Here is a 13304-nt window from a genome sequence, read left to right as displayed (position 1 = left end):
AGCTCCTGCGGGTCCCCGGTGCGGACGGCCTGCGCGGCGGCGGGGTCCCGGCCGATCGCGGCGGCAGTGTCCCACAGCTTCAGGTCCATCTCGGTGGTGACGTTGTGCGGCAGCCCGCGCAGCACGGCCTGCAGCTCGCCCGGCTGCGCGAGCGGCCCGAGCAGCCAGCGTGCAAGGCCCAGCCAGAGGTAGCCGGCGGCCGGCGGCGGGAGCAGCTTGAGCAGGTTGTCCGTGACTTCCTGGGTCAGCATCTGCTCGACGAAGTCCAGCCGCTGCACCGCGGTGGCCGGTTCCGGCAGCTGCAGCTTGCGGTCGAACTCCCGCTCCGCCCGCCTGGCCCGCTGCAGGGCGGCTGTCGGGCGGAACAGTGCGTGCAGCATGGACGGCAGCAGGACCAGCTGGGGCATGGATCGGCGCAGCTGCGCGGGGGAGCGGACGCGCCGGCCCTTGATGACGGAGAAGCGCGGATCCGCCATGAGGTGCTTCAGCACGCCGACGGAGCGGTCATCCGCCAGCTTCATCAGGCGGGGGAGGATGCGCCGGCCGCCGGCACTGCGCAGCAGCGGGGTGACGTCCACGAACAAACGCAGGCCGACGCTCAGGTAGCGGAACGGGACCGGCGCGCCGTAGCCGCCGCCGGCCGGCTTGTAGGCAGCGGCGAGGGCCTCGAACGCGGACAGGCCCATCGGTGTCAGCGGCCGGGTCAGCCCCTGCAGCAGGCTCGCGCAGAGGTACGCGCGGGTGGATTCGTCCGCCTCCGGCCGCGGATAGAGCGTGGTGATCGGCCGGGACTGGACCAGCCACGTAACGCCGTCCGGCCCAATGGCCCACTCCAGGTCCTGCGGCTCGCCGAAGAGCTCCTGCGCCTCCCGCCCGAGCCCGGCCAGCGCGTGCAGCTGCTGGTGGGTGAGGCTCGGCTCGCCGTCGCCGGGGCCGGCCAGTCGTTCGGTGCCCCCGCCGGAGGCAGGGCGGACCTGCACCTGCTTGTCGCCCAGCGTGCGCTCGAGGACCTCCCCGGTGGCGCTGTCCAGCACGAAGTGGTCCGGATTCACGGCACCTGAGACGGTCGCCTCGCCCAGCCCCGGGCTCGCGTCGATCACGGTCTGGCCGCGGGTCCCGGTGAGCGGGTTGGCCGTGAACATCACCCCGGACACGGTGGCGTCCACCATGCGCTGGATAACGACGGCGAGGCGCACCTTCTGCTGTCCAATCCCGTTCGCGCTGCGGTAGGCCACCGCCCGCTCGGTCCAGAGCGAAGCCCAGCACTTGCGGACGGCCTCGAGCAGGGCTTCGGCGCCGACCACATTGAGGAACGTGTCCTGCTGGCCGGCGAAGCTTGCCTCCGGCAGGTCCTCGGCCGTCGCGGAGGAACGCACCGCCACCGGTACATCGGCGCCCAGCCCGGCGTAGGCGCGGCGGAGCTCGCGCTCAATGTGCTCCGGAACGGGCGCGGCGGTCAGCTGGCTGCGGGCCTGCCGGGCAAGCTTCGCAAGCCGGGTATCGGAGGTTTGCTCCCCGTCGATCTCCGCTGCTGCGCGCGGCCTGACCGTTTCGCCCGCGGCGGATCCAGCAGCAGCCAGCAGCCACTCGAGCCCTGCCCCTGCCGCCACCTGGCGGTAGGCCGCCGTCGTGAGGCAGAAACCGTCCGGAACCGGGAGTCCCGAGGCCAGCATCACGCCGAGGTTGACCGCCTTACCGCCGGCTTCGCGCAGCATGCCGGCACCGATTTCCGCCAGCGGCACCGTGAGCCGGTCCGCGGCGGGGCCGGGCGGCCTTACGCTGTCCCGTGCTGTGCCCATGCTGAACGGCCACCTCCCGTAAGCGCGACTATAGGGCTGTGTTGCGGACAAGCTCAAGGCCTCAGATCGGGGGAGTGTGCCGCTCCGCCGGATCGGCGTGGGACAGGTCCGCCGGCTGCATGCCGGCACTCCCGCGCGGCTCCAACAGCACGGCGGAGACCTCGCGGACCCGGGGATGCTGGTAGTCCCGGTGGTCCACTTCGCCGGTCTCCCAGCGGATGGACAGGCCGCTCTGGGTGTCCTCGAGGGTGGCCAGGTTGTTGTCGAACCACGGGCCCTTGATGTTTTTCCACTCGAACGGCGGGTCCGGCACTTTGATTGAGCGGGCCGCCAGCGCGCCCACAGGAGTGGCGATTCCGTAGGACATGACCGCGGTGAAGGAGCGCATCGCCAGGGGCAGCGGATTGCGGACCGGCGAACAGACGGCCTGGACAATCCGGCTGCCGGTGGAGCGCTCGACCTCGGACGCGTAGGAGTAGTGCACGTCCCCGGAGAGGAAGACGATCAGTTCCGGAGCCGGGCCGCGGCGCCCGTCCGCCACTTCCTGCACCATCCCGGCGACCTTGCGGAAGCTGTTCTGGAACGCGGCCCAATGCTCCAGGTCGATGGCCTGGCGCAGGCGCTCGCCGACAGCGGAGGCAAACCGCCCCCAAGCGCCTTCACTCATGGCCTCGTTCCAGGATTCGACATGGTGCAGCCCCGTCGGGAGCAGGAAGGGCAGTGACGTCCCGATCAGCAGCTGGCGGAACCCGCCGCGCAGCCGCTCATCGAACCAGGCCATTTCGTCGTCGTCCACCAGCGCCCGGCGGTCCGGATCCAGGTCGCGGGCGGCGCGGGAGTCGATCACGATCAGCCGGGTCGAGCCGAAGTCCTGGCAGTAGCTCCAGCGGTAGCTGCGCGGTTCCTTGTCGGCGCGCTCGGCAAAGGCGTCCAGATCGGCGCTCAGGTCCAGCTCGGCGCCGTCCTGGTGCGCGGCGATCTTCTGCCACAGCGGATCCTGCGCCCGCTGCTCAGGGGAAAGGTTCCCGAGGTGCTGGTACACCCAGTACGACGCCAGCCCGGCCACGATCCGCTCGTGCCACCACGAGGTCGCCTCCATTTTCCGCTTCCAGCTCCGGGAGGCGTTCCAGTCGTCGCGGACATCGTGGTCGTCGAAGATCATGGCGCTGGGCACGGTGGAGAACAGCCACCGGTTGGCCTCGTCGGACCACGCCAGCCGGTACAGCTCGGCGTACTCCTCGAAGTCCTTCAGCTCCTTGCCGGGCGGTTCCTTCAGGTCGCGGCGGGCCCGGATGAACTTCTGCATCTCCTTGGTGGTCGAATCCGCATAGACCTGGTCGCCGAGGAAGAGTGCCAGGTCCGGCCGCCGCTCGGGCTTGCGGGCCAGCTGGAGCGCGAAGGCGCGCAGCGAGTCCACCCCATGCGTGCGGTTGCCGGACCGGCCGTGGTCGATGCTGGTGCGGCAGGAGCCGAAGACCAGCCGCAGCGGCCGCTCCGGCGCGAGGGTCGCGATGACCGGGGCGGGAAAGGGCGAGTCCGGATCGGGCCACACCGGGGCCCCGTCGATCTCCACCTGGTACGGAGTGGTCGAACCGGGTTCCAAACCGTCCGCTTCGACCAGGGCGTAGTGGTGCCCGTGGACGGCGAAAGTGCGGGCCTCCCAGCTGCGCGTGCCGGCCCGGACCACTACACGGGCCGCGCTACCGGTCTCCACCCAGATGTTGGCCGAGCTCTGGTCGACATGCCGCATCATCGGGCCGAGGACCAGCGCCGGTTTTCCCATGCACTAGTTGTACCCGCTCGGCCCCCGCTTCAACCAGCGCGAACGGCCGGAATTTGTCCGGCGCGGCCCAATTGCCGCCGAGGCACGGCCTCAGTCCTTGGGGAGGGAGGGGTCCTGCCGCGGGTCGTCCGCGGACAGGTCCGGCACGGTTCGGCCGGCGTCACCGGGAACCGCGGGGTCCATGGGCAGCCCGTCCTCCGCCGGGAGTGAAGGTACGACGCCGGAGGGTTGCGTTCCGCGGGCATCCTCCAGCAGCCTCTGCGCCGTTTCGCCCGTTCGGCTGGGGACACTGCCCGGCTCAGGCAGAGCGCCCCCGCCGGCGTGCTCCGGTACCCGGGCCGGGTCGGCAGCATCGCCGGTTCCCGTAGTGCCCTTGCCGGTGCCGTCGGCAGCACTGCCTTCCGGCGCGCCCGACTGTCCGCTGCTGCTGGAACCGGATCCGCCGCTGCCGGATGCCGCGCCACCGGCTTCGCCCGAACCGGCGCCATCGCCGTTCTGGCTGCCGGCGCCGTCGCTTGAGCCATGTGCCGAGCCGTCCGCGGGTCCGCCGCGGGTGTCGCCGGCGGGTACAGCCTGCTGGCTACCGGTGGAGGGATCGAAGAAGCGGACCACCTGTTCGACGGCGCTGCCGGCGGCGGACCGGAAGTCAGGGTTCGCCGCGGCCACGCCGGAGACGCCCAGGCCGGTAGCCGCCACAACGGCCAGGCCGAGGGCAGCGCCCCGGACGCCGCGGCGGCGCCGGAACGGCACAACGTTGGTGCGGTCGGATTCGGGGAGATCCCCGGTCCCGGGGACTTCGCCGGTCCCGGGGGCCATGAAAGCCAGCAGTTCGGGCGAGGGGCCGGCCACCGGGGCTTCGCTGCCTGCGGCCTTGAGCGCCAGCAAAGAGGCCGCCAGCGGAGCCGTCTGTTCCACGCCGGCTTCGTCCAGCAGGCGGCGGATGGCGTCGTCGTTATTGACCACTGTGCGGTTCATACCAGGGCCTCCTCCCGTTCCACGATCGATTTGAGTTTCAGCAGCGCGCGGCGCTGCAGCTGCTTGATGGAGCCGGTGGACCGGCCCATGATTTCGGCGACCTGCTCCAGTGACAGGTCGGCTACCACGCGCAGCAGCAGCACTTCCTGCTGGTCCGGCTTCAGCTGCCGCAGCTGCTGCCCGATGCCGGTGCTGCCGAGCGATTCCAACACCGTGGTTTCGGCCGAATCCACCGCCCGCACGTCCGTGTCAGGGTCGTAGCCGGCGAGGTGCGGGGAGCGGGCACGCCGGCGCACGTCGTCGACGTAGCGGGCGTGCGCCACGGAAAAAGTGAAGGTGCGCAGCCCCTGGAAACCGCCGTGCACCGTGCCGATCCGCGAGAACACCGTAAGGAAGACTTCCTGGGCGGCGCCTTCATGGTCCTCGAGCCCGCGGACCTTGAGGTAGCCGTGGACCCCTGGAGCCAGCGCGGCGTAGATCCGGCTGAAGGCGCCGGCATCTCCGGACTGCGCGGCAGTGACCACGTCATCGGGAAGCGCTTCGGGCAAAACAGGTTCCTTGGAGGTTCGCTTAGGAGGGCGTAGGCGCCATCAAGTGTAACGCCCGCGCCCTCCTCGACGACCGTTGGTTACTTGCCGGCCTCGGCGTTGCCGGAGATGGAGACGCCGGCCTCGGCACGCAGTTCGGCAGCCTCGGTGCGGGCGTCGATCTTGGCCTGGGCGTCCGCGTTGGCGGACTCGGGCAGCTGGGGAGCGGCCGGGATGGCCGGGATGGTGTCTGCGCCGTCGACGCCCGGAACGGCCGGGGTCGCGGGCTGGGCCGGGGTGACCTCGGCGCCAGCGATCCCGCCTTCGGCCGAAACGCCGGCATCTGCGCCCGCAGCTTCGCCCTCGGCCTCAACCTCGGCAGCTGCACCGTCCTCGGTGGCTTCGACGTCGGCATCGGCGGAAGCCTCGGCCGGAACAGCCGGGGTGGCCGGAACGGCGGAGACAGCCTGCTCGGCGTCCTCGGCGGAGACGGCCGGGGTAGCGGGCACCGCCGGGGTTGCCGGGGTGCTGACGGCGCTTTCGGTCTCCGCGGCACCGGTCAGGGCCGGGGCGGCCACGGCTGCGCCGGCTCCGCCGACGGCGATGATGGCGGCCAGTGCGGCGCCCTTGGCGGGCAGGCTCAGGGTGCGGAAACGGTTGGTCATGGATCTCCTCGATTGTTGTCGACGGCGGCGCCGCGGCTGAGGCCTGCAGCGCGCCCGTACACCCACCTAATCGAGGCGGAAGGGTGAAAGGTTACGCTTTTCGTGATTGTTTTTCCGGCCTGGCCTCAAGGAGGCTGCGCTCCAGCCGGTCGGAGCGCGGCCGGAAGGCCAGGTACCGGGGATCGTCCGGCCCCACCAGCCGCTTCAGTGCAGCGAGAGCTTCGGTGTCGCCGGCACCCATATCGGTGGCCAGCCAGGCCGCGAGAACATCGACTGACCCACTGGCCCGGACGGAATCGGCGACGGCGGTGTCGAGTTCCAGGCGAAGTTCTTCGACAGCCAGCATTGCCGATCGGCTGAGCAGCGGGGCGGTGTAGCGGGCGACTGCTTGCTGGATGTGCCCGGTGGTCAGCAGTTCCCGCACCTGGAACGCGTCGGAGGTCCGTGCCGAACCCGGCTTCAGGCGGTAGGGATTCGAGGCGACGAAGGCGCCAAGGGCGGCCCGGATCCGGTGCATTTCGATCCTGATAGTGGCCGGCGAGCCGGCGTCGCCATACAGCTCGAAGGCCAGTTCGTCGGCGCTCCAGCCTTGGCGCCGGGACTCCAGCAGCGCCAGGATCTCGGCCCGGCGCAGTGTCAGCGGGACGCGCCGGCCGTCCTCGAAGACCGCCGCCGGACGTTCGCCGAGCAGTTCCAGCGAGCTGACAGCAACGTCCTGCCCGCCGCCGCGATCCGGCCTGCTGCCGCTCCCGGGACGCACGGCCGCGGGCGAAAGCCGGGCACCGCCGTCGTTCCTGGCCACCAGTTCCTCGGCGACGCGCACCGCGCACCTGACCATCCGCATCGTGTCTCTGGTCAAGGCGTCCAGTGGGCCGGAGACATCGAGCACGCCGACTATGCTGCCGGTCCGGGGATCCCGGACAGGGGCTGCCGTGCACGCCCAGTCATGGTGGGCGCGCACGAGATGCTCGGCCGAGAACAACTGGACGGGCCGGCCCGTGGCGAGGGCTTCGCTGATGGCGTTGGTGCCAATGCCGGCTTCGGACCAATCCGCTCCCTCGACGAATTCCAGCGAATCCGCCATCCGCAGCGCGCTCCGGCTGCCGCTGCGCCAGAGCACCTGGCCGTCCGAGTCCGTCACGATCAGCAGGTGGCGCCCGTCGGATCCTTCGTCGGCCAGCAGGTCGGTCAGGGCCGGCATGGCGGCCTGCAGTCGATGCGTGCGGCGCAGGCCGACGACGTCGGAAGGCTCATTCAGGTGGCGGGGGCTTTGCTGGTCCGGGTTGATGCCCAAGGTCATCGAGCGCTGCCATGACGCAAGCAGCGCAGGCGGGATCTCCGGCCGATGGGGTCCTCCGTCCAGGACCTGCTCATGTGCGGCGCGCAGCACCCGGGCGTATTCATGCGGCGCGGTGAACCGCAGGCTGGGATCCGGCAGGGCGGCCAACCTGCTGCGACTGCCGCTTGCCCGTTGTTGAAAGTCCACGCCTGCTGCCCTTCCGATCGCCAGCGGCACAGGTTGCATGTAACGCCGCTGCAACCCCCGCTGCCGTGTACTAGTGATGTCGATCACGTTCCGCACCAGCATACGGCCAGTGCCTGCTGTTGCGAGCGTTGGCGGATACGAGCGAATGACACAAAGGAGTGGACATGGCGGAATCACCTAGTGCTGTCGCCCAGGCCTGGCTGGCAGGACTGGATGCGGCCCTGCAGGCCGGAGACGTAGATGGGGCGCTGGAGCTTTTCGGCGACGAATGCTACTGGCGCGACTTCGTCGCCTTCACCTGGAACCTGAAAACCCTTGAAGGCAAGGCCGAAATCCGGCGGATGCTCGAAGCGAGGCTGGCTGACGTCCGGCCCTCCGGCTGGGTCCTGGCCGAAGAAGCCGCCGGGGACGGCACGGCAGTGGAGGCCTGGGTCAATTTCGAAACGGAGGCAGCCCGCGGCTGGGCCCACCTGCGGCTGCGTGATGGGAAGTGCTGGACGCTGCTGACCACTATGCAGGAGCTCAAAGGCTTCGAGGAGAAGAAGGGGCCGAACCGCGAACAAGGTGTGGAGCACCGCATCACGCCGGCCGGAAGTCCTGGCTGGAACTGAAGGAGGAACGGGAAGCCAGGCTCGGTTACGAAGAGCAGCCCTACTGCGTGATCATCGGCGGCGGCCAAGGCGGCATCGGCCTTGCCGCAAGGCTGCGCCGGCTGGGCGTGCCGACGATTGTGGTGGAAAAGAACCAGCGCCCGGGAGACTCCTGGCGAAACCGGTACAAGTCCCTGCACCTGCATGATCCGGTCTGGTATGACCACCTGCCCTACCTGAAGTTCCCGGACGACTGGCCGGTCTTCGCCGCCAAGGACAAGATCGGCGACTGGCTGGAGCACTACACCCGGATCATGGAGCTGAATTACTGGTCCGGCACCGAGTGCACCAAGGCCCGGTTCGACGAGTCCGCGGGGGAGTGGGTCGTCGAGGTAGTGCGCGACGGCGAACCGGTCACCTTGCGCCCGAAGCAACTGGTTTTCGCGTTGGGCGTCTCGGGTTATCCCAACATTCCCGAGTTCGCCGGCGCGGACTCCTTCCTGGGGCAGCAGCACCATTCCTCACAGCATCCGGGCGGCGGTGACTGGACCGGCAAGAAGGCCGTGGTCATCGGCTCGAACAACTCGGCCCACGATATCTGCGCCGACCTGTGGGAGCACGGCGCGGAGGTCACCATGGTCCAGCGTTCCTCGACGCACATCTCGCGCAGCGAGTCGCTGATGGACCTGGCGCTCGGCGACCTGTATTCGGAGCGGGCGCTGGCGAACGGGATCACCACCGAGAAGGCCGACATGCTCTTTGCCTCGCTGCCGTACCGGATCCTGCCCGAGGCCCAGATTCCGGTGTACCAGCAGATGGCCGAACGCGACGCGGAGTTCTACTCCCAGCTGGAGGCGGCCGGGTTCGAGCTGGACTTCGGCGTGGACGGGTCCGGGCTGTTCCTGAAATACCTGCGGCGCGGCTCCGGCTACTACATCGACGTAGGCGCCTCCCAGCTGGTCATCGACGGCCGGGTGAAACTCGCCTCCGGGCAGGTGGACAAGATCACCGGCAACGCCGTAGTGCTCCAGGACGGCACCGAACTCGAGGCGGACCTGATCGTCTACGCCACCGGCTACGGGTCGATGAACGGCTGGCTGGCGGACCTCGTCTCGCCCGAGGTCGCCGACCAGGTGGGCAAGTGCTGGGGCTACGGCTCCGATACTCCCAAGGATCCCGGCCCGTGGGAAGGCGAGCTGCGGAACATGTGGAAGCCGACCAACGTGGAGAATCTCTGGATCCATGGCGGCAACCTGCACCAGAGCCGGCACTACTCGACCTACCTCGCGCTGCAGTTGAAGGCGCGGATGGAGGGCCTGCCCACTCCCGTCTATGAGCTGCAGCCCTCGCACCACATCCGCTAAAACAACGACGCCGGTGCCTCCTTTGGGGAAGGAGGCACCGGCGTCGTGTACCTAGTCAAGAGGCGCGAGGACTGGCCCCGGCGGAAGTGGCTGCGCACGCCCGCCGCCGCTTACTCGAACCGGGCCGGGTCCCCGACGCCGCGCCGCGTGACCTCCGCGTACCCGTTCGAAAAGTCCACCACCGTACTGGGCTCCGGGCGGCACTCGCCGGCGTCGACCACCGCGTCCACCTGATGGTCCAGCCGGTCCTTGATCTCCCAGCCCTGGGTGAGCGGTTCCTCCTCGCCGGGCAGCAGCAGGGTGCTGGAGAGCAGCGGTTCGCCGAGCTCCTCCAGCAGGGCGTGCACGACCCGGTGCGACGGAATCCGAGCGCCCACGGTCTTCCGCTTCGGATGCAGCATGCGGCGCGGGACTTCGCTGGTGGCCGGCAGGATGAAGGTGTACGCGCCCGGTGTGGCGGCCTTGATGCTCCGGAAGACTTTGTTGTCGATGTGGACGAACTGCCCGAGCTGGGCGAAGTCCTTGCAGACGAGCGCGAACTGGTGCTTGTCGTCGAGGTGGCGGATCGTGCGGATCCGCTCCAGGGCGTCCTTGTTGCCCAGCTGAGCGCCGAGCGCATAGCAGGAGTCCGTGGGGTAGGCGATCAGCCCGCCGGACCGCAGCAGGTCCACGATCTGGCCGAGCAGGCGGGGCTGCGGGTCCTGCGGGTGGACGTCGAAATATCTCGCCATGGCGGTTTGGCCCGGTTAGTTCGTCCGGAAGCCGGACAACGGCAGGATCCGCCACGCTCCTGCCTCGATCAGGTTCCCCCGGTCGAACCGCAAGGATGCGCCGCTAAGCTGCCTTACGGCGTCGTCCGTGTCTGCCGCGGGGCCAGCAAACGTGTGCACCAGTTCCCAACTGCCCTCCAGCAGTTCCGGGTTGTCCAGTGCCTCGGCCAGCTGCTCGCCGAGTAGGCCCGGCCTGCCGCGGTAGATCCGCAGCGGCGGCGCGGCGGCCCCGGCGGACTGCGGTTGGAAAACGGCGAAGTGCTCCGCGTGGGTGTCCATGGACGCCTCCTGAAGTACCGGTGGAATTTCCTCCAAGCTACAACAAGGCGGGGAGCAGTTCACCACTGAACTGCTCCCCGCCTTCCGACCGGCATGGCCGCAGGGTGCTAGTACGCCTTGACGCGCTGGTCCACCACGAGGTGGATGAGGGCGAAGGTCTTGTCCTCGTCGATGGCCTTGAGGGCGGACTGCACGGCGGCCGGGACGTCGGCGTCGTGCTCGACCTTCACGCCGAAGCCGCCGAAGGCCTCGGCCATCTTGGCGAAGTCCGGGTTCTTCAGCTGGGTGCCGGAGATGCGCTCGGGGTAGTGGCGTTCCTGGTGCGTGCGGATGGTGCCGTATTCCTGGTTGTCCATCACGATGACCAGCGGGGTGGCGCCGTACTGGGCGGCGGTTGCGAGTTCCTGGCCGTTCATGAGGAACTCGCCGTCGCCGGCGATGGTCACGACGCGGCGGCCGGGATGCGCCAGCGAGGCGGCGACGGCGGAGGGAATGGAGTAGCCCATGGAGCCGTTGCGTGCGCTGATCATCGAGGCGTAGCGCTCGGTGGGGAAGTAGCGGTGCGCCCAGTTGGTGTGCTCACCGGCGCCGAGGGTGATGACGGCATCCTGCGGCAGCGTGGGCACGAGGTTGGCGATCAGAGTGTCCATCTTCGCCTGGCCCTCGGACGGCTCGGCCGGCGGCAGCGCTGCGAACTTCTCCTGCTCGCCGCGCATCCGCTCGGTGAACGCCTGCCACTCGGGACGGGTGTCCAGGTCCATCTTGACCAGGTCGCGGACGAAGACGTCGGGCTTGGAGACGATCTGCCAGGAGACCGGGCCGGAGCGGCCGCGCAGGGACGGATCGATGGTGACCAGGAAGTTCTTCTTGGACCAGTCCTGGCGGACCAGGAAGCCATCGGTGATCACATCGCCCGGCACGGTGCCGACGAAGACCAGCAGGTCGGTCTCTTCGAGCAGGTCGTAGGTCGGCTTGGGCCGGCCGTAGCCGATCGGGCCGACGTAGGAGGGGGAGCTGAAGGGGATGTTGCCTTCGCAGCGCCATTCGACGGCGGCGGCGATGTGGTGCTCTTCGAGCCACTTGGTCAGGTCGTCGACGCCTTCCTGGGTCCAGTCGTTGCCGCCGGTGACGAAGAGCGGCTTCTTCGCCTCCTCCAGCGCGGACTTGAGCGCCTTCCAGTCCGTGACGGTCATGCCGCCGGGGGCAACCGGGATGGCCGGGTGCAGCGTCGGGTCGATCTGCTGGCGGATGATGTCCTCGGGCAGGCCAACGACCACCGGACCGGGCCGGCCGCTCATCGCGGCGAACATTGCCTCGGCGACGATCTCGGAGGCGCGCTCGGCGTGGTCGAGCACCATGACGCGCTTGGCGCCGGTGTCGAACCAGGCCTTGATATCGAACTCCTGGAAGGCCTCGCGGTCCCGGTGCTCGAAGGGGATCAGGCCCACGAACAGCACCATCGGCGTCGAGTCCTGCCACGCGGTGTGCAGGCCGACATGGGCGTTGGCCGCACCCGGCCCACGGGTGACCATCGCGATGCCGGGCAGCTGGTTCATCTTGCCGTCCGCCTCGGCCATGTAGGCGGCGCCGCCCTCGTGCCGGCAGACCACGGTCTCGATGGAGGACTCGTGCAGGCCATCGAGCACGTCCAGGAAGCTCTCGCCCGGGACAACGTAGGTCCGCTCGACGCCGTGGGCCGCAAGCGTGTCGACAATGACATGCCCGGCCGACTTCAGGAGCGGTGTGGTCGGCGGCATAGTCTCCGTCTGGGCGGCGGCCGTCTGGGTCATTTCGTGTCCTCTTTCCCCATTGATCAAGTACATGTCTGGGATGCGTCAATGTGCGGTTGCATGAATTGCGTTCGCCTCGGTTGAGCAAAAGTTACAGCAAAGCGCCCACCGCGCGCCGCGAGGCAGGACACACAGCAGTAATGAATGTGAGTGGCCGCACAGTACCGGCAAGTAGCTTAACGACGGCGGCTCCGCGCCTTGCGCCGGGAACCTACCTCTCCAGCCGGAAGTCTTCGGCGAGCGCCAGCCGCCGCCCCGCGATCGAGCGCGGCACGATCTCCAAGTAGGTGGTTTTCGCGGTAGCCGTCCATGGCCGCAGCGGCAACTGCGCCGCCGTCGTCAATTCCGCTTCAGTCTCCAGGATGCGCGCGGTGCCCTTCACGACCACCGACCAGAGCGAATGCAGCGAGCGGCCGTCCGCTTCGAGCGCGACTTTGTTGTTGACTGCGGCCGCGGCGAGCTTCGTGCCCTGGCTGGTGCGGATCAGGAGGCGCCGGTCGTGGGCGAGGAAGTTGACCGGGTAGAGCTCCGGACGGTCCGCGACGCTGACCGCGAGCCGGCCCAGCATTGTGCCGATCAGCAGGTCCCAGCACTCGTCAGGGGCCAGTTCCAGCTCCGGGTTGTCCGCGCTGGGGATGTCCGGCAGCGGAGCCTCCGGGCCGTTCTCCGGCTCCGGCGGCGCAGTGGCTCCGGCCAGGAAGGGCTGGCGGTGCGGGCTCGGGCGGTCCTGCTCGGTCATGGCCGGCTCCTTTCAGTAGCGCTCTTCCGGTCCGACGGCGATGCGCCGGCCGGTGACGCGGTCCGGCCGCAGTTCCAGGTAGATGCATTCGGGCCCGAACGTCCAGGGCCGCAGCTGCCGCTGTTGCACGAGTTCCTGCGCTTCAGGCCGGCCAACCTGCCGGAACGTGCCCTTGGCCATCACGCTCCACACCGTCCCGGCGTCACGGCCGTCCGCCTCCAGCACTACGTGGGGGCTGGATTGCCCGACGGCGGAGCGCACGTGGCGCGAGCCGTGCAGCAGCACTGTGCTTCCGTGCGGCCAGAAGTTGACCGGGAAGATGTCCGGCTCGTTCCGGCAGGTCACCGCCAGCCGCCCCAGCGGCGTGCCGGCCAGCAGCTGCCAGCACTCTGCTTCCGTGAGGACCTGCGTGGGATGTTCGGAATCCGGCACCTGCGGGATTTCGGTCATGCCGCCACTCTGCCACGCGGCGCATTTGTTGGGTAGGGGAGACCGGGCCGCTGGAGCCGGCCGGAGCCGCCGGAGCCGGCTGGAGCC

General features: G+C 69.3%; 11 protein-coding genes and 1 pseudogene. 1 reads left to right on the top strand and 11 read right to left on the bottom strand.

The features are described 5' to 3' along the window. The 6 genes from D477_RS17680 to D477_RS17655 all read right to left on the bottom strand — a co-directional run. A partial coding sequence (locus D477_RS17680) for a PEP/pyruvate-binding domain-containing protein (RefSeq protein WP_005272820.1) occupies positions 1–1799 on the bottom strand: 1799 nt, incomplete at its 3' end. 61 nt (positions 1800–1860) lie between these two features. Further along, positions 1861–3582 (bottom strand): alkaline phosphatase D family protein, encoded by a 1722-nt coding sequence (locus tag D477_RS17675; protein WP_005272818.1) that lies wholly within the window; start codon positions 3580–3582, stop codon positions 1861–1863. 90 nt (positions 3583–3672) lie between these two features. After that, positions 3673–4557, bottom strand: a complete 885-nt coding sequence (locus D477_RS17670) for a hypothetical protein (protein WP_005272816.1) — start codon at positions 4555–4557, stop codon at positions 3673–3675. Continuing rightward, complete coding sequence (locus D477_RS17665) at positions 4554–5105, bottom strand: RNA polymerase sigma factor (protein WP_005272813.1); 552 nt, start codon at positions 5103–5105, stop codon at positions 4554–4556. Before D477_RS17665 ends, D477_RS17670 begins: the two co-directional genes overlap by 4 nt. A gap of 80 nt (positions 5106–5185) precedes the next feature. Continuing rightward, on the bottom strand, positions 5186–5749 hold the full coding sequence (locus D477_RS17660; protein ID WP_005272812.1) for a hypothetical protein: 564 nt from the start codon (positions 5747–5749) through the stop codon (positions 5186–5188). 91 nt (positions 5750–5840) lie between these two features. Next, complete coding sequence (locus D477_RS17655) at positions 5841–7235, bottom strand: GAF domain-containing protein (protein ID WP_237740825.1); 1395 nt, start codon at positions 7233–7235, stop codon at positions 5841–5843. Between the two features lie 164 nt (positions 7236–7399). Between D477_RS17655 and D477_RS17650 the strand changes: the two are divergent. Continuing rightward, positions 7400–9189: pseudogene (locus D477_RS17650) on the top strand (NAD(P)-binding domain-containing protein). A gap of 110 nt (positions 9190–9299) precedes the next feature. Here D477_RS17650 and D477_RS17645 read toward each other — a convergent pair. The 5 genes from D477_RS17645 to D477_RS17625 all read right to left on the bottom strand — a co-directional run bounded on the left by D477_RS17645 (position 9300) and on the right by D477_RS17625 (position 13217). After that, on the bottom strand, positions 9300–9920 hold the full coding sequence (locus tag D477_RS17645; protein ID WP_005272808.1) for an L-threonylcarbamoyladenylate synthase: 621 nt from the start codon (positions 9918–9920) through the stop codon (positions 9300–9302). Positions 9921–9935: 15 nt separating this feature from the next. Then, positions 9936–10238, bottom strand: a complete 303-nt coding sequence (locus tag D477_RS17640) for a hypothetical protein (RefSeq protein WP_005272807.1) — start codon at positions 10236–10238, stop codon at positions 9936–9938. Positions 10239–10345: 107 nt separating this feature from the next. After that, positions 10346–12028, bottom strand: coding sequence for a thiamine pyrophosphate-dependent enzyme (locus tag D477_RS17635; protein ID WP_005272805.1), 1683 nt, complete (start codon positions 12026–12028; stop codon positions 10346–10348). A gap of 211 nt (positions 12029–12239) precedes the next feature. Next, the gene (locus tag D477_RS17630) at positions 12240–12767 is read right to left on the bottom strand and encodes a pyridoxamine 5'-phosphate oxidase family protein (protein ID WP_005272803.1); all 528 of its coding nucleotides are present in this window, start codon (positions 12765–12767) and stop codon (positions 12240–12242) included. A gap of 12 nt (positions 12768–12779) precedes the next feature. Beyond that, a complete protein-coding gene (locus tag D477_RS17625) occupies positions 12780–13217 on the bottom strand; it encodes a pyridoxamine 5'-phosphate oxidase family protein (RefSeq protein WP_005272802.1) in 438 nt (145 codons plus the stop codon). Positions 13218–13304 lie beyond the last annotated feature (87 nt).

Origin of the sequence: Arthrobacter crystallopoietes BAB-32 (assembly GCF_000328305.2) — a bacterium.
Lineage (GTDB): Bacteria > Actinomycetota > Actinomycetes > Actinomycetales > Micrococcaceae > Crystallibacter > Crystallibacter crystallopoietes_A.
This window is presented reverse-complemented; position numbering and strand designations above follow the sequence as displayed.

Excerpts from the sequence above, each read along its gene's own strand:
- D477_RS17675 (WP_005272818.1), bottom strand. The coding sequence starts at position 3,582 with ATGGGAAAACCGGCGCTGGTCCTCGGCCCGATGATGCGGCATGTCGAC.
- D477_RS17645 (WP_005272808.1), bottom strand. The coding sequence starts at position 9,920 with ATGGCGAGATATTTCGACGTCCACCCGCAGGACCCGCAGCCCCGCCTG.
- D477_RS17630 (WP_005272803.1), bottom strand. The coding sequence starts at position 12,767 with ATGACCGAGCAGGACCGCCCGAGCCCGCACCGCCAGCCCTTCCTGGCC.
- D477_RS17670 (WP_005272816.1), bottom strand. The coding sequence starts at position 4,557 with ATGAACCGCACAGTGGTCAATAACGACGACGCCATCCGCCGCCTGCTG.
- D477_RS17635 (WP_005272805.1), bottom strand. The coding sequence starts at position 12,028 with ATGACCCAGACGGCCGCCGCCCAGACGGAGACTATGCCGCCGACCACA.
- D477_RS17625 (WP_005272802.1), bottom strand. The coding sequence starts at position 13,217 with ATGACCGAAATCCCGCAGGTGCCGGATTCCGAACATCCCACGCAGGTC.
- D477_RS17660 (WP_005272812.1), bottom strand. The coding sequence starts at position 5,749 with ATGACCAACCGTTTCCGCACCCTGAGCCTGCCCGCCAAGGGCGCCGCA.
- D477_RS17640 (WP_005272807.1), bottom strand. The coding sequence starts at position 10,238 with ATGGACACCCACGCGGAGCACTTCGCCGTTTTCCAACCGCAGTCCGCC.